Origin of the sequence: Gramella sp. KN1008, assembly GCF_004332155.1 — a bacterium.
Classification (GTDB): Bacteria; Bacteroidota; Bacteroidia; order Flavobacteriales; family Flavobacteriaceae; genus Christiangramia.
This window is the reverse complement of record NZ_SJDV01000005.1, coordinates 221,179-240,304: the sequence shown is the minus strand read 5'-3', so window position 1 is coordinate 240,304 and position 19,126 is coordinate 221,179. Positions and strand designations below refer to the sequence as shown.

Annotated in this window: 20 protein-coding genes; 14 read left to right on the top strand and 6 right to left on the bottom strand. The window is 39.7% G+C overall.

Going from position 1 to position 19,126, the window contains the following annotated elements:
• The first annotated feature begins 27 nt into the window (after window positions 1–27).
• Window positions 28–2,256 (top strand): ATP-binding protein, encoded by a 2,229-nt coding sequence (locus EZJ28_RS11330; protein WP_131397914.1) that lies wholly within the window; start codon window positions 28–30, stop codon window positions 2,254–2,256.
• A 107-nt stretch (window positions 2,257–2,363) separates the two neighbouring features.
• On the opposite strand, the gene lpxK is transcribed toward EZJ28_RS11330, so the two are convergent.
• The gene (lpxK, locus tag EZJ28_RS11325; protein ID WP_131397912.1) at window positions 2,364–3,374 is read right to left on the bottom strand and encodes a tetraacyldisaccharide 4'-kinase; all 1,011 of its coding nucleotides are present in this window, start codon (window positions 3,372–3,374) and stop codon (window positions 2,364–2,366) included.
• A gap of 121 nt (window positions 3,375–3,495) precedes the next feature.
• On the opposite strand from lpxK, the gene EZJ28_RS11320 reads away from it, so the two are divergent.
• From EZJ28_RS11320 to msrA, 4 genes are all read left to right on the top strand, one after another.
• The gene (locus tag EZJ28_RS11320; protein ID WP_131397910.1) at window positions 3,496–4,590 is read left to right on the top strand and encodes a Nif3-like dinuclear metal center hexameric protein; all 1,095 of its coding nucleotides are present in this window, start codon (window positions 3,496–3,498) and stop codon (window positions 4,588–4,590) included.
• A 1-nt stretch (window position 4,591) separates the two neighbouring features.
• Complete coding sequence (locus EZJ28_RS11315) at window positions 4,592–5,371, top strand: zinc ribbon domain-containing protein (RefSeq protein ID WP_131397908.1); 780 nt, start codon at window positions 4,592–4,594, stop codon at window positions 5,369–5,371.
• Window positions 5,372–5,559: 188 nt separating this feature from the next.
• Window positions 5,560–6,147 (top strand): hypothetical protein, encoded by a 588-nt coding sequence (locus EZJ28_RS11310; protein ID WP_131397906.1) that lies wholly within the window; start codon window positions 5,560–5,562, stop codon window positions 6,145–6,147.
• Window position 6,148: 1 nt separating this feature from the next.
• Window positions 6,149–6,811 (top strand): peptide-methionine (S)-S-oxide reductase MsrA, encoded by a 663-nt coding sequence (gene msrA, locus EZJ28_RS11305; protein WP_131397904.1) that lies wholly within the window; start codon window positions 6,149–6,151, stop codon window positions 6,809–6,811.
• Window positions 6,812–6,824: 13 nt separating this feature from the next.
• On the opposite strand, the gene EZJ28_RS11300 is transcribed toward msrA, so the two are convergent.
• Window positions 6,825–8,180 carry an NAD(P)/FAD-dependent oxidoreductase gene (locus EZJ28_RS11300; RefSeq protein WP_131397902.1) on the bottom strand — a complete coding sequence of 452 codons (1,356 nt, stop codon included), beginning with the start codon at window positions 8,178–8,180 and terminating at the stop codon, window positions 6,825–6,827.
• Between the two features lie 211 nt (window positions 8,181–8,391).
• On the opposite strand from EZJ28_RS11300, the gene EZJ28_RS11295 reads away from it, so the two are divergent.
• The 8 genes from EZJ28_RS11295 to EZJ28_RS11260 all read left to right on the top strand — a co-directional run bounded on the left by EZJ28_RS11295 (window position 8,392) and on the right by EZJ28_RS11260 (window position 15,227).
• Window positions 8,392–9,501 (top strand): alkene reductase, encoded by a 1,110-nt coding sequence (locus tag EZJ28_RS11295; RefSeq protein ID WP_131397900.1) that lies wholly within the window; start codon window positions 8,392–8,394, stop codon window positions 9,499–9,501.
• Between the two features lie 89 nt (window positions 9,502–9,590).
• Entirely contained in the window at window positions 9,591–9,836 is a 246-nt protein-coding gene (locus tag EZJ28_RS11290; RefSeq protein WP_131397898.1) for a hypothetical protein, read from the top strand.
• A 76-nt stretch (window positions 9,837–9,912) separates the two neighbouring features.
• On the top strand, window positions 9,913–10,563 hold the full coding sequence (locus tag EZJ28_RS11285) for a flavin reductase family protein (RefSeq protein ID WP_131397896.1): 651 nt from the start codon (window positions 9,913–9,915) through the stop codon (window positions 10,561–10,563).
• A gap of 6 nt (window positions 10,564–10,569) precedes the next feature.
• Window positions 10,570–11,859, top strand: a complete 1,290-nt coding sequence (locus EZJ28_RS11280; RefSeq protein WP_131397894.1) for a DASH family cryptochrome — start codon at window positions 10,570–10,572, stop codon at window positions 11,857–11,859.
• Window positions 11,844–13,391, top strand: coding sequence for a cryptochrome/photolyase family protein (locus EZJ28_RS11275; RefSeq protein WP_131397893.1), 1,548 nt, complete (start codon window positions 11,844–11,846; stop codon window positions 13,389–13,391). Before EZJ28_RS11280 ends, EZJ28_RS11275 begins: the two co-directional genes overlap by 16 nt.
• Before the next feature lie 148 nt (window positions 13,392–13,539).
• On the top strand, window positions 13,540–13,695 hold the full coding sequence (locus tag EZJ28_RS11270) for a lmo0937 family membrane protein (RefSeq protein ID WP_131397891.1): 156 nt from the start codon (window positions 13,540–13,542) through the stop codon (window positions 13,693–13,695).
• An 80-nt stretch (window positions 13,696–13,775) separates the two neighbouring features.
• On the top strand, window positions 13,776–14,534 hold the full coding sequence (locus EZJ28_RS11265; RefSeq protein ID WP_131397889.1) for an SDR family oxidoreductase: 759 nt from the start codon (window positions 13,776–13,778) through the stop codon (window positions 14,532–14,534).
• Window positions 14,535–14,558: 24 nt separating this feature from the next.
• Window positions 14,559–15,227, top strand: a complete 669-nt coding sequence (locus EZJ28_RS11260) for a hypothetical protein (RefSeq protein ID WP_131397887.1) — start codon at window positions 14,559–14,561, stop codon at window positions 15,225–15,227.
• 71 nt (window positions 15,228–15,298) lie between these two features.
• Here the strand turns inward: EZJ28_RS11260 and EZJ28_RS11255 are convergent, their stop codons facing one another.
• Both EZJ28_RS11255 and kynU read right to left on the bottom strand, forming a co-directional pair.
• Window positions 15,299–16,231: a serine hydrolase gene (locus EZJ28_RS11255; RefSeq protein WP_131397885.1), complete on the bottom strand. Its 933-nt coding sequence runs from the start codon at window positions 16,229–16,231 to the stop codon at window positions 15,299–15,301.
• Between the two features lie 22 nt (window positions 16,232–16,253).
• Complete coding sequence (gene kynU, locus EZJ28_RS11250) at window positions 16,254–17,531, bottom strand: kynureninase (protein WP_131397883.1); 1,278 nt, start codon at window positions 17,529–17,531, stop codon at window positions 16,254–16,256.
• Between the two features lie 95 nt (window positions 17,532–17,626).
• Here kynU and EZJ28_RS11245 point away from each other — a divergent pair, with 95 nt between their 5' ends.
• Window positions 17,627–18,268: an O-methyltransferase gene (locus EZJ28_RS11245; RefSeq protein ID WP_131397881.1), complete on the top strand. Its 642-nt coding sequence runs from the start codon at window positions 17,627–17,629 to the stop codon at window positions 18,266–18,268.
• A 5-nt stretch (window positions 18,269–18,273) separates the two neighbouring features.
• On the opposite strand, the gene EZJ28_RS11240 is transcribed toward EZJ28_RS11245, so the two are convergent.
• Window positions 18,274–18,831, bottom strand: coding sequence for a phosphatase PAP2 family protein (locus EZJ28_RS11240; RefSeq protein ID WP_131397879.1), 558 nt, complete (start codon window positions 18,829–18,831; stop codon window positions 18,274–18,276).
• A gap of 11 nt (window positions 18,832–18,842) precedes the next feature.
• Complete coding sequence (locus EZJ28_RS11235; protein WP_131397877.1) at window positions 18,843–19,124, bottom strand: twin-arginine translocase TatA/TatE family subunit; 282 nt, start codon at window positions 19,122–19,124, stop codon at window positions 18,843–18,845.
• Window positions 19,125–19,126: the final 2 nt, after the last annotated feature.

Below are 19,126 nucleotides of genomic sequence, written 5' to 3'. Positions count from 1 at the left end.
GTAACAGCAGCTTGCTATTTTTCCCGAATGAAGAACTTGAAGCTAACCTTTTTATTATTTTGTTGTTTTCTAACCTTGAGTTTTCAGGATTCAAAGATAGATGAAGCTCAACCTCGCCCTGCCCAAATAAAACAATTATTAAATGAAGCTGAGAAGTCCATTGATATAATGGAGTTTGATAAGGCTCAGATGCAACTTAACAAATCCCTGGAACTGGCAAAGCGCATAGACCATAAACGCTACATTGCCCTGGCCAGCGGCATACTTGCGAGGATGTATCATGTGCGACATGAATACGATCAAGGTATAACCCAGCTTCAACGTGCCATTAAAATACAAAGAGAAATAAATGACGAATCGGGTCTGGCCTATTCCTACATCCTCTACGGTAAACTCTTCTTGTCCAAGGGTGAGACCGACCGCGCCCTGAAATATTTCGACCTTTCAGAACAATATTATGAAAAAGAAGAAAATGCCGAACAATTAGGGATAATTGCCTTAAATAAGGCGGTGGTCTTCCTGAGAGATAAGAACACGAAAGACAAGGCCAGTTCTTTTTTAAATAATGCAGAAATCTATTTAAAGGAAAGTGAGAATAATTATGAACTTTCCAGGCTACATTATTACCGGGCCCGATACCTAATACGGGAAAATGATCTTGAAAAGGCTGAGCAATCCGCTTTAGGCGCCTTTAACCTCGCCGATTCGGGAGATTTTATAGGAATGAAAATGTATTCCTACAGCTTGCTAAGCCAGATAGCCGAATTACAAAACGATCCGGGTAAAGCTCTTGAGTACCTGAAAAAAGCTATTGAAATCCAGGAAGCTGTGTTCAATATGAACAAGGAAGCACTGGCCAGCGAAACAAATGAGCGCTTTGGGATGGAATCTTTAAAGTCTACCGTAAATGAACTCACGCTGCAAAATGCGGAACAGGAAAAAACTCTGAAGGTAAATAAGCTAACCACTATCTTAAGTGTGGCGCTCATAACAATCCTTTCGCTTCTTACCCTTTCATTGTACAAGAACAATAATCTAAGAGCAAGAGCAAATGAGCTCTTACAGAAGAAAAATTCTGAATTGATACTCGCAAAGGAAAATGCTGAAAAAGCTTCTATGGCCAAAGCGCAGTTCCTTTCTACCATTACCCATGAGCTAAGAACTCCTCTTTATGCCGTAACAGGCCTTACCCACCTGCTTATGGAGGAAAGCCCTACTGAAAGTCAGAAAGAACATCTTAATTCCCTCAAGTTTTCGGGTGAATATCTGTTATCACTAATCAATAATATTTTAGACCTTAATAAGCTTGAGGCAAACAAAGTAGAGATTGTCAAATCTACTTTCAATCTTAAGAAAAGAATGTCTGATGTGCTGATTGCCCTGAAGAATTCTGCAGATGAAAAGAAAACCAAACTTCATTTTGATTTTGACGAAAGCATCCCTAAGGAATTGATCGGGGATCCACTTAAAATCTCCCAGATCTTAATTAATCTGATAGGGAATTCCATCAAATTCACTGAAGATGGTGATATCTGGATTTCTGTCAAGAAAAATAGGCAGGAGGGAAAGAATATCTTTCTTCAATTCGACATTCGGGATAATGGTGAAGGCATTAGCAAAGAAAAACAAAAGGCAATATTCGAAAACTTTACCCAGGGCTCCACTCAGATCAACCGGAAATTTGGTGGTACGGGATTGGGGCTTTCAATCGTAAAGAATCTTTTGAGCCTGCTTAACAGTGAAATTGAACTTGAAAGTGAATTAGGACAGGGTTCAAAATTCAGTTTCGAACTTCAATTTGAAACAGCTGAAGCAGAAGTTCAAAAAACTCCTGTTCCGGAAAAGATTGATGATCCAAAGATCTCTAACGATATCATGGAGGATAAGCGTATCCTTGTAGTGGAAGACAATAAAATCAACCAGATGATCACCCGAAAGATTCTGGAAAAGAATAAAGTGATCTGTGATGTTGCCGATAACGGAACCACGGCAATAGAAAAAGTACAAAATAATCATTTTGACCTCATCCTCATGGATATACATATGCCAGGGATAAGCGGAATTGAGGCTACCATAGAAATAAGAAAGTTCAATGCAGAGATTCCTATTATTGCTCTAACGGCGGTTACCCTTGATGAAAACCTTGATGAATTTTACCTCAACGGTTTTAACGACATCATCCCAAAACCTTATAAAACAGAGGAATTCTTCCATAAAATCAATAAATATCTAGCACCCAGAGAAACAACTGTTTAATTCTTTGGCACGTGCTTTGTTTAATATAAGGCCAGTAAAATTATATAGAGAAGACTTATCTTATATAGTTTGAATTAGCCAAAATAAAATGAGGTGCTCCCCGCACCTCATTTTTTATTTATAAAATCAAAAATCATTTTATTGAAACCTGTCTCCCCGTTATTAAGGAATTTCGTTTTAATGGGTAAGTAATATATCTGCTTCTCCGGCAACCTGTCTTTTAATCTCATATAATCCTTTTCTGTAGTCAGAATTTTCTTTGGATTGTTTTTAAGTTCTTTTATCTCCTTGGCTGAAAAACTATGATGATCCGGAAACCTGAGATGATCAAGACGTATATCTTTAGAAGCTAAAAACTCCAGAAAATGTTTGGGATTGGCTATTCCGGTGACCAAAAAGAATTCTGAAGCTGAAACATCTTTCAGAGGTCTTTCATCTGTTTTTGAAATTATTGTATCGGAGTATTTTATATATGAAAAATAAAGGCCCTGCTGTGGGTTAGGTCTGATCTTTCCCCTTATTCGGTCCATTTCCTCATGAGAGAGATCGGCCGGACATTTGGTCACTACTATTACATCTGCTCTTTCAGCACCCGTAGAAGATTCCCTTAAATTTCCCCCTGGCAACAAAAGATCGTCTACATACAGGTCTCCGTAACCCGTTAACAATATATAGAAACCAGCCTTTACCTGCCGGTGCTGAAAAGCATCATCTAAAAGGATGACATCAGGCGTAAAAATTTGTAATTCTGCGATACCTTTTTTTCTATTGGCATCTACAGCTACAATTGCCTCAGGAAATTTATTCTTGAACTGCAAAGGCTCATCCCCCACCCTGCTGGCAGCAACATCGCTCTCAACCAGCTGAAACCCGGCGCTTTCTCGCTTATATCCGCGACTTAGAGTCGCCAGTTTATATTCTGAAGAAAGTAATTTCAGAAGGTATTCGATCATTGGCGACTTTCCTGTACCTCCCATGTTGAGATTCCCCACACCTATCACCGGAAGATCATAAGATGAAGATTTTAAAATATTATTGTCATATAGCTGATTCCTAATGCCAGTAATAACATGGTAAAGGACGGAAAAAGGGAAGAGCAATTTTCGCAGTTTCGGCATGAAAGGCTATCTATAATATTTATATTTGAACGGCTGAAGCTCTAAAATTAAAAAAATGGATAATTTTTCTACAATTTTCACTTGTTCTTCAGCCTTAAAACAAAAGCTAAAATATTAAATTATGACCATACAGGAAGTAATTGATCTTATAGAAGATTTTGCACCTTTAAGCTATGCCGAAGATTTTGACAATGTAGGGCTGCTGGTGGGCGATAAATCTGCTCATGTCACTGGGGCTCTGATTACTCTGGACACCCTGGAAGCGACCGTAGATGAAGCCATCAAAAAAGACTGTAACCTTATTATCAGTTTTCATCCTATTATCTTTTCAGGTTTAAAAAAGCTCACCGGTAAGAATTATGTTGAAAGGACAGTATTAAAAGCCATTAAAAATGATATCGCCATCTACGCCATTCACACTGCTCTGGACAACCAGTATAAGGGAGTAAATGATATGATTTCTGAAAAGCTTGGCTTAAAGAACAGGCAAATCCTCATTCCACGAAAAGATTCCATAAAAAAACTCACCACATTTGTTCCGATAAAAAACGCTGACGAAGTAAGAAAGGCTTTATTTGATGCCGGTGGCGGAAGCATCGGCAATTATGATAATTGCAGTTTCAATACAACTGGAAAAGGTTCTTTTAAAGGTAATGAGGAGTCGAATCCCGTGATTGGAGAAAAGGGTGAGGTTCACTTTGAAGAAGAAGTACAGATAGGGATAACATATCCTGTGCATCTGGAAGCAAGAATCCTTAAAAATCTTTTTACATCTCATCCCTATGAAGAAGTTGCATATGAGATCCATAGCCTGGAGAACAAAAATCAACATCTAGGTATGGGAATGGTGGGGGAACTGGAGGAAGCAATCGATGAAAAAGATTTCCTGAAAAATGTAAAGGAAGTTTTTGGCTGCGGATGCATAAGACATTCAAAACTATTGCATAAACCGGTAAAAAAGGTTGCCGTGCTGGGTGGCAGCGGTGCTTTTGCAATAGATAATGCGATAGCTGCCGGTGCCGATATATTTATTACGGCAGATCTTAAATATCACGATTTTTATAAAGCCGGGGAAAAGCTCGTGTTAGCCGACATTGGACACTATGAAAGCGAGCAGTTTACAAAAAATTTACTATATTCTTTTCTTAGCAAAAAAATTAGTAGTTTTGCACTTATTTTAGCAGATACAAACACCAATCCAATCAACTATTTATAATATGGCGAAAAAAAACGATGTTACTGTAGAAGAGAAGTTAAGATCACTGTACGATCTTCAGTTGGTAGATTCGAGAATCGATGAAATTAGAAACGTACGTGGTGAGCTTCCCCTTGAAGTTGAAGATCTGGAAGATGAAGTAGCAGGTTTAAACAGACGCCTGGAAAAACTGGATGCCGATATAGAAGTCATTGAAAATGACATCAAGAACAAGAAGAACCAGATTGAGGAGTCTAAGTCTACGATTAAAAAATATTCTGATCAGCAGAAAAATGTTCGTAACAACAGGGAATTCAACGCTCTGAGCAAGGAAATAGAGTTCCAGGAGCTTGAGATAGAACTTTCTGAAAAGCATATCAAAGAGTATAAGGCAAAGATCGAGCAGAAGAAAGAGGTCATTGCTCAAACCAAAGAAAAGCTTTCTGAAAGAGAAGCACACCTTAAACATAAAAAAGGTGAACTTGACGAGATCTTAAAGGAAACCGAAAAGGAAGAGCAGGCTCTTATTGAGAAATCCAAGGAGTACGAAAAGAACATCGAGGAAAGACTGGTTACCGCTTATAAAAGAATAAGAAGTAATGTAAAGAATGGTCTTGCAGTAGTTCCTGTAGAACGTGGTGCATCTGGAGGTTCCTTCTTTACCATTCCTCCACAGGTGATTATGGAGATCGCAGGTCGCAAGAAGATCATTACCGATGAACATAGCGGTAGAATTCTTGTAGATGAGGAACTTGCAAAAGAAGAACAGGAAAAAATGTCAAGTATGTTTAAGAAGTTCTAGGCTTTTTAAATTTATCATACAAACTGCCTGAAGAATAACAGTAAGATCATCGGGATCTGAAGTAAAAGTTTTTCAGGCAGTTTTTTTATGTCCTGATCCCAACTCAATACTACTCATTTGGGATTAACATGTATTTCACATTTATCGGTCTATAAAAAGCTACCTTTAACTAACCCAATTCGTTAAAGATGAGAACTAAACTAATCCTTTTTTGCATGATCATATGTTTGTTTTCGTGCAAAAACAACAACGAACAAGATATAGATTCAGAGACAAATCAAACAGAATCCATAGATAGAGATAATGAAAATCCGGAATCGCCAGACTATGCACCGATAGATCAAATGGAGACCACTCCAGATCCGGACACTACTGATTCGAGTGAAAAAACCGATGAAACCAGCAGCAAGAGTCTTTCCGGAACCTATATCAGGAATGATCATCCCGAAGACTGGAATTGCAGTTGTTTCTGCATTGAAGTAACTATGACCGGCACCTCAGAGCTGTGCCTTTCAAAAGATAAATTATATATAAACGGACGCTTCGAACAAAACGGGAACAATATAGATATATACTATTCCGGCAAATCATCAAAAACGGGAGATTCAGACCTCCCCTGGGATAAGTTCGAAAAAAATACTCCCATCGCGGTTTTAAGTCCTTCTGCCAATGGTTTTGATCTGGACTGGAAAGGATTTACCATTAATGGCGAGATCGCTATTGATTATGCTCTGTATGGAAAGAAAACACTTGAAGGAACTTATAAGAGAAAATAGAATGAAGATCTTATTAATTAACCTTATTAGCCTGGTAATCCTGGCTTGCGGAGATCAAACAAAAAAAAATACCGTTACAAAACCGGAAATAGCAAATGCAGAACCTATTGAAGTCCCTGCTCAGAATGGTTTGCATAAAGCTTACTTTGCGAGCGGCTGTTTCTGGTGCGTAGAGGCTATTTATGAAAGTATAGAAGGAGTTGAAGAGGCTGTTTCGGGCTATTCGGGCGGTCATACTAAAAACCCCACCTATGAATCCAGCAATACAGGAAAAACGGGGCATGCCGAAGCAGTTGAAGTGATCTATGATCCCGAAGTAGTTAGTTTTAGAACTCTTGTAGAAGTATATTTTGGATCACAGGACCCAACCCAGGTAAACGGACAGGGACCGGATCGCGGATCTCAATATCGGTCAATCATTTTTTATCAGAATGCAGAGCAGAAGAAGATCATTGAAGATGTAAAAACCGCAGTGGCCAAAAATTATGATAAGCCTATTGCCGCGGAGATTTTACCCTTTCAAAAATTCTGGAAAGCTGAAGATTATCATCAGGATTATGAGAAGAACAATCCTAACAATCCCTATATACAAAAGGTTTCAATACCGAGACTAAACAGATTCAAAGCCAAATTTCCGGATATCCTGAAGGAAGACGCTCATTAATAAAAACTGACAATCAGCGGCTTGTTTTATTTTTAATCAGGCTGATGATCTTCTCTTCCACCTCTTTGGAATCCCATTTTTCTTCAATATTCGGGATCTCCATCACCTCATCCATTATTGCTCGTTGGTAATCTCCGATTTGCAGAGCCTCGGAATAGGCCTTGTCTGAAAAAGTAACCCTGGAATACAAAGGAGACCAAAGATCTGGATGAGCCTGGGCAAATTTCTTTTCAATTTTCTTTCGAAGCAGAAACTTAGGATCGGCTGTCTTACTGCTCATCTCCATAAAATTCCTGTAACTCAGTTCGGCAATTGCATCGGAATTTGGCTTTCTTTCGGTCTGATATTCTTCGAAGATCTGCTGCCAGTCATCCCCATATTTATTCATTTTTTTATTAAGTACAGAAATATCCTCAAAGCCGGCATTCATTCCCTGACCATAAAAAGGAACGATCGCATGAGCCGAATCACCCACCAGGGTTATCTTATCAAAATAAGACCAGGGGAAACATTTTATGGTCACCATCGCACTAGTAGGATTCTTAAAAAAGTCTTTCTTTAAATTGGATATTTCGTCCTTTATATCAGGAAAATGCGTTTCAAAGAAAACATCCGCATCCTGCTCTGTGGTGATACTCTCAAAAGAAACCTCTCCTTCAAAGGGCAGAAACAAGGTGCAGGTAAATGTTCCGTCCAGATTAGGCATGGCAATAAGCATGAAATTACCTCGTGGCCAGATGTGAAAAGAAGAATTATCCAGCTTATGGGAACCGTCATTATTTGCGAGAATTGTTAATTCCTTATATCCAACATCTATAAAGTGCTGTGAATAATTGAACCGGCTTTGCCGTTGCATTTTATGACGTACCCGGGAAAAAGCACCATCGGCACCAAAAATCAGGTCGAACTGATATTCTTCCCAGTTACTTTTTTCGGTTTCTCCAGTGTAAAGTCGAGCAGTTGGCATATCTACTTCCCAAACTTTTTCCTCAAATTTGAATGTGGCTCCTGCTTCTTCTGCCAGATCTATCATTTTCCGATTAAGGACTCCCCGTGAAATTGAATAAATAGCCTCACCTTCCTCGCCATATTTCTGATAGTAGACAGGCTCTCCCTTTACATGCATGGCTCTTTTCTCCAGGGGCAATGCCAGCTTTCTGATCTCATCTTCTACCCCCGCTTCTCTTAATGCCTTCCATCCTCTATTAGACATTGCAAGGTTAATGGATCTCCCCGAAAATTCAACTTTTCTCACATCGGGTCGGCGATCAAATACTGTCACGCTATGGCCCTGTTTCCTTAGGTAAATGGCAAGCAACGAGCCCACAAGTCCCGATCCTACAATGGCTACATTCTTTTTTGTTTGCATGTACTGGTTTGAAAAATATTTTTAGGCAGAGGTTTAAGCGGTGCCAATCGGATTTCAAAAATTTCAAATACGAAAGTACTTAATTAAAATGAAACCACATTGCCTGGAAGTCCATGAACCGGGTATAGCCTTTTGGGCATTTATCATTTAATTAACAGAGCTAAAGCTTTATAACTGGTAATTTTATAGTACGAACTGAAAAATGAGGATCATGTCTCAGACTAACCAACCCCTTCTCGAACCTTATACAATGGGCGATCTCCCTTTAAAGAACAGGATTGTCATGGCCCCGATGACCCGGAACAGGGCAGATAACAAACATAACGCACCAACCGATCTTCACATAAAATACTACTCCCAGAGAGCTGGTGCAGGGTTGATAATTACTGAAGGAGCTCAGGTCTCTGCCCGTGCCGTAGGGTATATCCATACTCCAGGTATATATACAGACGAGCAGGTGGCAGGATGGAAAAAAGTAACCGAAGCAGTACACGAAAAAGACGGAAAGATATTTATACAATTGTGGCATTGCGGCCGTCTCTCCCACCCCAAATTCCATGATGGGGAAAGGCCTCTTGCACCGAGTGCAGTAAATCCACAAACTCAGGTTTATACCGATGAGGGATTCGAATCCACTACAGAACCAAAAGAGATGAGCATCCAGGAGATCCACGAAACCATCCAGGAATTTCGCCATGCTGCTGAGATGGCTAAAAAAGCTGGATTTGACGGTGTGGAATTACACTCCTCCAACGGATATCTCTTTCATCAATTCTTTAATGAAAAATCAAATTTAAGGACAGATGATTATGGGGGCAGTATTCCAAACCGTGCCAGATTCTTTTTTGATGTCCTGGAGGCTGTAGGTGAAATATGGCCGGAAAACAGGATCGCCTGCCGTTTTAATCCTTCATTAAACGGAGCTTTTGGAATAACGGCGACCGAAGAAAGTATCGCAATATTCGATTATCTGATCGATAAGCTGAATGCTTATGATCTTGCCTATGTTCATTTAACAGAACCGATGAACGATGTAAGCGGGATAGATTACCTCTTGGATGAAGTGTGTAAACATTACAGGCCCATTTATACAGGCACAATAATGGCAAATAAAGGGTTTACACAGGAAAAGGGCAATAAGATACTTAAAGAGGGATACGCCGATCTTGTTTCTTTTGCAAGATTGTTCGTCTCCAACCCCGACCTCCCGGAAAGATTCAGAAAGAACTGGCCTTTAGCCGAGTGGGATGAAGAAACCTTTTACTCCCAGGGAGCCAAAGGTTACACCGATTACCCCCCTTATGAAGAAGACAAATCCTAATATTTTAATAAACCTGTTATAAAAGCTGTTAAGGATTTGCCATTGAGATGAATGAAAAATTAACTTAGTATCAACAAAATCATATAATTATGGATCAGGCAAAATTAGATCACATGCGATCGGTACTGAATAAACTTGAGGATATCAAGAACACTCAGGAAAGTCTCATAGACAAGATAAATCATGTGATCACCGATTTATTTCAGCATCCCGATAAAGATCTGGAAAAGATCATGGAAGATGCCCATCAAAAAGCTTCAGATAATATTGATTCAATACGGGAAGCGATGGAAGATTATGAGATGTCTATTAATAAAATGGAAAATCAGGATTAATTTAAAAATCTGTTAACAGGCTTTTAAACGAGCAATTTCTAAATTGAGGTCAGTCTAATAAAACTGGCCTTTTTTTATGAAACATATCAGCGCCAATGACATTAAGGAAATGGAAAAGATCTACCGGATGAATCTGATTAATAGTTGTACCGGGTATAAATCTGCCAACCTTATCGCCACCAAATCAAAATCGGGAAACCCAAATGTTGCGGTCTTCAGTTCAGTTACACATATAGGTAGTGAGCCTGCAATGCTGGGTTTTGTAACCCGGCCCCTTAGTGTAGCGCGCAACACTTATAATAATATAAAAGAAACCTCATTCTTTACTGTAAATCACATTCATGAGAAAATGATAGAAAAGGCGCATCAAACAGCAGCCAAGTATGAGGAAGATGTTTCCGAATTCCATCAAACTGGACTGGAAGAAGAATATCTGGATGGCTTTTATGCTCCTTATGTCAAACAATCGGAAATAAAATTAGGCTGTAAGTACCTTAATGAATACAAAATAAAAGAAAACGACACCTTATTGATAGTAGCTTCTATTGAGCATATTTATTTTGACGAAGGTATTCAAATGCCTGATGGCTGGTTGCGCCTGGATGACGCGGGCACCGTTGCAGTAAACGGCCTGGATGGATATTCCCTGCCAGCATTACTGGACAGGTTTCATTACGCCCGGCCGGGACAGGAAGTAAAGTCCTTCTTTAGCAAGGAAACCAGTTAGCAACGAATGGGAAAGGCTCTGGTATGGTTTAGAAATGACCTTCGCACATTGGACAACCAATGCCTTAGCACGGCATGCAATAATCATGAAGAGCTTACAGCGGTTTATTTTCTGGATCCAAGGCACTTTGAAATAACCGGTTTTGGTTTTAAAAAGACTGGTAAATACAGGGCTAAATTTCTTCTCGAAAGCCTTCTGGAACTTAAAAAGAATCTACAAAGCCTGAATATATCCCTGCTGGTATTTCAGGCCATACCTGAAGATACCATCCCGCAATTAATTTCTGATTATGGAATCTCTCATATCTATTTTCAGAAAGAATGGACTTCAGAAGAGATTAAAGTTGAAAAAATGGCAAGGAAAAAGGCCGAAAATGTAAAATTCCACTCCTTCTTTCAGCAATTTCTCTTTCATCCCGATGACATTCCTTTCCGCTCCTTTAAAGACATCCCGAAGGTATTTACTGATTTTCGAAAATCACTTGAAAAGAAAGCTGAAGTAAGAGATCTAATACCCATGCCCCAGGGAAAAGACCGTTCCAACCTCTTGCAGGAGGATCTTCCGATTCCTGAATTAACTGATCTCGGATTCGAGGATTTCAAAACCGATCCCAGAACAGCCTTTCCTTTTAAAGGTGGAGAGGAGCAGGCGAAAAGGAGGTTAAGTGATTATATCTGGAAAAACCAGAACCTGTTAAGCTATAAAGAAACCCGGAACGGCCTCATAGGTGAGGATTACAGCTCAAAACTGTCACCCTGGCTGGCAAACGGATGTATTTCTCCCAGGTACATTTATCACGAAGTAAAAAGATTTGAAAAAGAGGTTAAGAGCAACCAAAGTACCTACTGGCTGATATTGGAACTTTTCTGGCGGGATTTCTTCAAATATATGTCGCTGAAACACGGGAACGATATTTTTAAGATTGGCAGAATTCTCCATAAAGACCTTCCGTGGAAAAAGGATAAAAAAATATTAGATGACTGGATAAATGGAAATACCCCGGAGGCCTTTATAAATGCAAATATGAAGGAAATTGCCGCCACTGGGTTTATGAGCAATCGTGGCCGGCAGAATGTAAATAGTTACTGGGCTAAGGTACTAAAACAGGACTGGCGTATTGGGGCTGCCTACTTTGAAAGTCTTCTCATAGATTATGATGTACACAGCAACTGGGGGAACTGGATGTATAACAGTGGAGTTGGTAACGATCCCCGGGACCGCAAGTTTAATATTCGAAGCCAGGCAGAAAGGTATGATCCAGATAATGATTATCAGAACCTATGGCTAAAGCATTAAAAACACTTCGACTCATTTTGGGAGATCAGCTCAACCATCAGCACAGCTGGTTCCAATCAGCACCTGAAGATACAACCTATATTATGATGGAAATGAGGCAGGAAACCGACTATGTGGTTCACCATATTCAAAAGGTCATAGGTTTTTTTGCCGCGATGCGAAATTTTGCAAAATATCTTCAGGAAAGAAACCATAAAGTACTTTACTTTAAAATAAACGATAAGGCCAATGAGCAGGACCTGGAAAAGAATTTAAAAAAGCTGATTTCAGAAAAGAAGTTTGAAAAATTGGAATACCAGCTTCCAGACGAATTCCGTCTTGATGAACAGTTAAAAACGTTCTGCAAAAAGCTGAACATTGAGACCGAAGCCTTCGATACCGAACATTTTCTAACCAAAAGAGGGGATCTTGAAAAATTCTTCAAAGGGAAGAAACAGCTTACCATGGAATATTTCTACCGCGATATGCGTAAAAAATATGATATCCTAATGGCCAGCTCAAAAGATCCGGAAGGCGAAAAATGGAACTTTGATAAATCTAACCGAAAGAAATGGAATGGAAAACCTGAAATCCCACATGAAAGAGGTTTTAGAAAAGATGTATCAGGGATCTTTCAGGAGATAGAAACCGCAGGAATTAAAACCATTGGAAGCGTGAATCAAAAGAGTTTTAACTGGCCCACTTCCCGGGAAGATTCTCTTTCGGTCCTTAATTATTTCTGCAAGCATCTACTGAGACATTTTGGAGATTTTCAGGACGCCATGCATACTGATGAAGACTACCTGTTCCATTCCAGGCTTTCCTTTAGTCTGAATACAAAGATGATAAGCCCAAAAGAAGTGATCGATACGGTGGCAGGCTGTTATTATGACCATAAGGACGAGATCGATATTTCCCAGGTAGAGGGATTCGTAAGGCAAATCTTGGGCTGGCGGGAATATATGAGAGGGATATACTGGAAAGAAATGCCGGGTTACCGGAAATCCAACAAATTAAGAAATCAGAATGACCTTCCTCCTTTTTACTGGAACGCCAACACAAAAATGAATTGCCTGCATCACTCAATAAAGCACAGTCTCGATAACGCCTATGCGCATCATATTCAAAGATTGATGATCACCGGAAACTATGCGCTGCTAACTCAAACCCATCCTGATGAAGTGGACAAATGGTACCTGGGGATCTATATTGACGCAATTGAATGGGTAGAGATTACAAATACCCGCGGAATGAGTCAGTTTGCGGATGGTGGAATTGTGGCTACTAAACCCTATGTTTCCAGTGGCAATTACATCAATAAAATGAGTAATTATTGCAAGAACTGCCATTATAACGTAAATAAGAAGACCGAAGATAATGCCTGTCCTTTTAACAGTCTATACTGGAATTTTCTCGATACGAACCGGAAGGAATTTAGCGGGAACCAAAGAATGAATATGATGATGAGCCTACTGAATAAGCGGGATCCGGAAGAAATGGAAAAAATCAGAAAAAGAGCGGCCCAAATAATTAGCAAGCCTTCTGATTTTTAGCAGCTAACGTTAAATCAAGGTTAAATGCGGTGTTACGGGGGATGTGATTCTCTAAATTAGTATGAGAATTAACCAACATTTTAACTGACTAATATTTAATATTAACCAACAACAGCCTTTTGATAGGGTGTTCTAAAATCAATCTGATATGAGAGATTTAATTTGGCTTATTATCGTTTTACTGATAATTGGATGGCTTGTAGGATACTTTGCCTTCCCCGACCTGGGAAGCATTATTCACATCCTGATAGTTCTGGCGGTTATTTTAGTACTTTATAAGTTATTAACCGGAAGACGACTTTAGGAAATTGGAATTAACAAAAACCCTTTGAGCGATCAAAGGGTTTTTTTATTTCTTAAATTAGTACGGCTAATCAAATTTCTATGTGGAATCTTAACGACAGGAAAGCACTCATTACCGGAGGAACTAAAGGAATTGGGCGGGCTACCGTCCTTGAATTTCTTGAACTGGGAGCCGAAGTTCTTTTTACTTCACGAAGCGAAAATGATGTATTGAAGTTTGAGGAAGAGCTCAGAGATAAAGGATTTAAGGCTTCCGGTCTAGTGGCAGATTCATCAAAGAATGAAGACCGTGTAAAAATAAAAGAATGGATTGCCGAAAACTGGAAAGAACTGAACATTCTGGTTCATAATGCTGGAATCAACATAAGGAAAAAGGCAAACGATTACGCGGAAGAAGAATTCAGGAAAGTCGTTGAGATCAACCTTATTTCGCCTTTTGAGCTAAGCAGGGTTCTGTATCCTTTTCTCAAGAAAACCGGAAAAGCTTCAATTGTAAACGTAGCCTCTTCGGCTGCTATCCAGGATGTAGGCACCGGCGTTCCTTATGCCATGTCAAAATCAGGCTTACTTCAGCAAACCAGGAGCCTGGCGGTGGAATGGGCCTTAGACGGGATAAGGGTAAATGCGGTTTCCCCATGGTTCACCAAAACTCCACTTACTAAAGATTATCTTGAACAGGAAGAAAAAATGAAAAAAATATTAGGCCGCACTCCACTTCAGAGAGTTGCTGAGGCGGAAGAGATTTCTGCCATCATTTCCTTTTTAGCGATGGAAAAATCCTCTTTTATAACCGGTCAGAATATCATTGCCGATGGTGGCATGAGCATAACTGCATTATGATTTCCAACTAAACACCAAATAAACATGAAAAAGTACTTTCCCTTACTATTACTGGTTTTAATAAGTGCCTGTAATAATCAAAAAAAACAAACAGAAGAAATAAATGAAGATCATGAGCCTGAAGTCCATGAAAAAATAGCCATGGCCAGCGGATTTGAAAATTTTGACAGTATAGAAAAGATAAATTTCACGTTCAACGTAAAAGTAAATGATACTCTGCGGGCAGAAAGAAAATGGGCATGGAACGTAAAAAGCGATAAAATAAGCCTTACCGAGAAAGACAGCACGATGAGCTATACTAAAAAGGATAGCCTTGCGGAGGACAAAAAATCCATTGACCGCCGTTTTGTGAATGATTCATACTGGTTGCTTTTTCCGTATCAGCTAAAATGGTCTGATGCTGAGTTTAGTGAACCAAAAACCAGTGAAGCACCTATAAGCGAAAAAGAAATGCAAATGCTCACGGTTAGCTATCCTTCTGAAGGCGGTTACACACCCGGAGACAGTTATGATATTTATTTTGACGAGGATTATATGATACGGGAATGGGTCTATAAATCTGCAAACGGACAAAGGGAATCTCCCTCTACATGGGAAGATTACAAAGAGTTTAAAGGAATGAAGATCGCCACCATGCATAAATCAAAAGATGGAAGTTTTGAACTGTATTTTACGGATATTTCGGTAGAATAGATTTGAGAGTTAACATCCGGAATAAATAGTAGAGGGAATTTGAAAAAATTCCCTCTACTATTTTTAGCAAACTAATAACGTAATCCTCTCACCAGATCTGAAGATCCGGACGCCGGTTTCCAGTCTGAATCCGGCTCAAAATAATTCCAGAGAAAAGCTGAAATTTTGCGATGCAATTTCCAGGCTTCATTATCAAAATCCCAGGAATTATCTTTATTCCCTTTAGTAGCTATATAAAAAACATAATCTCCATTAGGAGCATTTACCATGACCAGCTCCGATCTTGACCTGTCTACCATTCCCTGCTTTGCAGCGGTCTGTACATACGGAGGAATTTGGGAAAGTGCATAATCTGTATAGAAAGAATTGGTCAGCATCCTGTACATTTCATCACTTGAGGCCGGATTTACGACCTGACGGTCATAAATTTTGAATAGCAGGGATGCCATTTCTCTTGGTGTGGTTTGCCCCCAGCCATATTTTTTCCAGTCTTCCTCACGACCTTTCGTACGGGAATTCACCCGGGTATATCTAAATCCAAGTTCCTTCATGACTTCATTGATATCTTCCCCACCGCCGGCCAGTTCCTGGCACCAGAGTGCCGTGGTATTATCACTATATGTGATCATGAGAGCGGCTAAAGTACGTAAATCAGTCACTGTGCTGTCTTTGTAGAACTGCATTAATCCGGACCCCCCATAAGCCCGCTTTGCTTCATAAACCAAAGTATCGTTCAATGTAAATTCACCTTTGGCTATCTTGTCGAATAAACCAGCCAGAATAGGCACTTTTACAATACTGGCGGTCGGAAAAATACTGTCTGAGTTAATCCCAGCTTCCTGCCTGGTTTCAAGGTTATAAACATACACTCCCACAGTACCGTTAAAATCTCTTGTTAATTGTTCCAGTGATCTATCCAGTTCTACATCTGTCCTGGGTTTTTGAGCAAGAGCACTGCCTGCCACTAAAAAAATAAAAAGGAAGGAGAATATTCCCGTTCTCATACTGAAAGATTTTATTGATGGGTTAATGCTTAAGGATACCTTTTTTAAGTATCTGTCCGAATTCATACATATCTTCAAAAGAACAGTAGAACGGCGCCGGTGCAAGTCTTATAACATTCGGCTCCCGCCAGTCGGTTATCACCCCGTTGTCCATTAAATATTTAAACAGCTCTTTACCTTCTCCGTGCAGAAAGACAGATAATTGCGTGGCTCTTTCCCGTTGATTGGCAGGAGTTATTATTTCAAAAGTACTTTCCACCTCCTTGTCTATCTCATGCAGAATAAATTCAAGGTAAGCGACAATTTTATTCCTTTTCTCAACGAGAGCAGGCATTCCCACCTCATCAAACATCTCTAAAGAAGCGAGATATGGAGCCAAAGCTAAAATAGGAGCATTACTTACCTGCCATGCGTTAGCCGAGGGTTCCGGCTGAAATTCAGGTTCCATAAGAAAACGTCTTGCCTTATTATGTCCCCACCAGCCTTCGAACCTGGGAATATCTTTTTTATTATGATATCTCTTATTGATAAAACATCCGGAAGCATTTCCAGGGCCGGAATTCATATACTTATAGCTGCACCAGGCAGCAAAATCCACATTCCATTCGCTTAATTTAAGTTCGATATTTCCCGCAGCATGGGCCAGGTCCCAACCTACGAATGCTCCAACCTCATGACCCTTTTTGGTGACCTTTTCCATATCAAAGACCTGACCGGTATAATAATTCACTCCTCCAATAAGAACAAGGGCGCACTCCTCACCTACTTCCTCTATCTTAGCCAGTATATCTTCGGTTCTGAAATTTTGCTCACCCTCCCTTTTTTTGATCTCCACAATAGCTTCGGAAGGATCATATCCATGAAAACGAACCTGACTTGAGATCATATACTGATCGCTGGGAAAGGCCTTTTCTTCACAGATAATTTTATAGCGGTTCTCCGTGGGGCGGTAAAAAGAAACCATCAGTAAATGTAAATTGACCGTGAGCGTATTCATCACGGTTACTTCTGAAGGCTGTGCCCCTACTATTTTTGAAAGTTTTTCTGAAAATCGTTCATGGTAATCCCACCAGGCTTTTTCAGCATGAAAATGCCCTTCTACTCCAAGTTCTGCCCAATCCTTCATCACCTCATCCACATACTTTCGGGCTCGTTTTGGCTGAAGTCCCAAAGAATTCCCTACAAAATAGATCACATCCTTCCCCTTTACCTTTGGGAAAATGAATTCATCACGATATTTGGCAAGTTTATCCTGTTTATCTAGATCCCTGGCGAATTCCCTGGAGTTCTCAAATTGCATATTTTTCAATTTTTCGTAAAAATACGATTTCGTTTTAAACAACATAATCAATAATCGAGGCATAAAATCTTTAATTTTGTAAAAAAATTGAACAAATGCATTTTTTACCGGAGGAAATAGATGAATATATCGTAGCGCATTCTCAGAAGGAACCTGAGCTTCTGGCCAAACTTAACCGGGAGACAAACCAAAAGGTGATGCAACCCCGAATGTTGAGCGGGCATTATCAGGGAAGGGTTTTGAGTATGCTTTCCAAGATCAAAATGCCGGAAAGCATCCTGGAAATAGGGACTTATACCGGATATTCGGCTCTTTGTTTAGCTGAAGGTCTGTGCAGTAACGGGATCCTTCACACCATAGATGTTAATGAGGAACTTTATGATTTCCAGAAGAAATATTTCGATAGATCTGCATATTCAAACCAGATAAAGCAATACCTGGGAGATGCAACCGAAATCATTCCTTCAATTGACTCCAGGTTCGACCTTGTTTTTATAGACGCTGATAAGCCTAACTATCCAAGATATTTTGAAATAATCATTGAAAAAATGAATCCCGGCGGCCTTATACTTTCAGACAATGTTTTATGGTCAGGTAAAGTTATTGAAGAGGTAAAGGATGATGATGAATCTACCCGGGCGCTATTAAAATATAATAAAATGATCGCCGAAGACCCCAGGGTAGAAACGGTAATTTTACCAATACGGGATGGACTAACCTTAAGCAGGGTAAAATAATCTGATCAATACAGCCTTCTGCCCGACTTAAGATAGAGCTGGTAGAAAATAATTGCGAAAATGATCCCTACGATCATCCCCACCAAGATATCCCCTGGATAGTGCACTCCTACATAAATCCGGCTCATTACAAACAGAATGGGCCATAGATAAGCAAGATATATCCATTTTGTCTTATTTGTAAGAACGAGTACTACAAAGGTGGTCGCTACGAATGATGTGGAGGCATGACCCGAAAAAAAACTATAGTTAGTGGGTTCCTGAAGAATCCTAATCAGATCGGTAAGATCTGGATTATTATTAGGCCTTAACCTTAACGCTATCCCTTTTACGAGATTAGTAAAACTCCAAGTCGTGAATACGGCCGCAAGCAAAAACAAGGTTGAAAAGGCCGCTTTTTTCCAATGAAAAGCAAGAAAGAAAAATAGAAAGAATATAAAATAAAGAGGTAACCAATGGGTGGGATTAGTTACAAAGATCCAGAATGAATCATATTGCTCTATCCCCAGATTATTGAGATATACAAACAACTCCCTGTCCCATTGTTCGATTTGTTCCCACATTCCTTAAGCACTTAGGGTCTACGTTTAACTGAACCAGTAATCTCTTCAATATCTTCCTTAACCTTATCTATCTCGCCCCTAACATCCTTAGTGAAATCGGTATCTATACCCTGCTTCTCCGCACTCTTCTGGATCTCATTCTTGATATCGTTAGAGGCATTTCTAATAGCCTTCATCCCTTTCCCCAAGCCTTTAGCTATCTCCGGGATCTTATCAGCACCAAATACCATTACCAGAATAAACATGATAAAGGCAATTTCAGCTCCACTAATGAATAAAGGTAACATTGTCATAG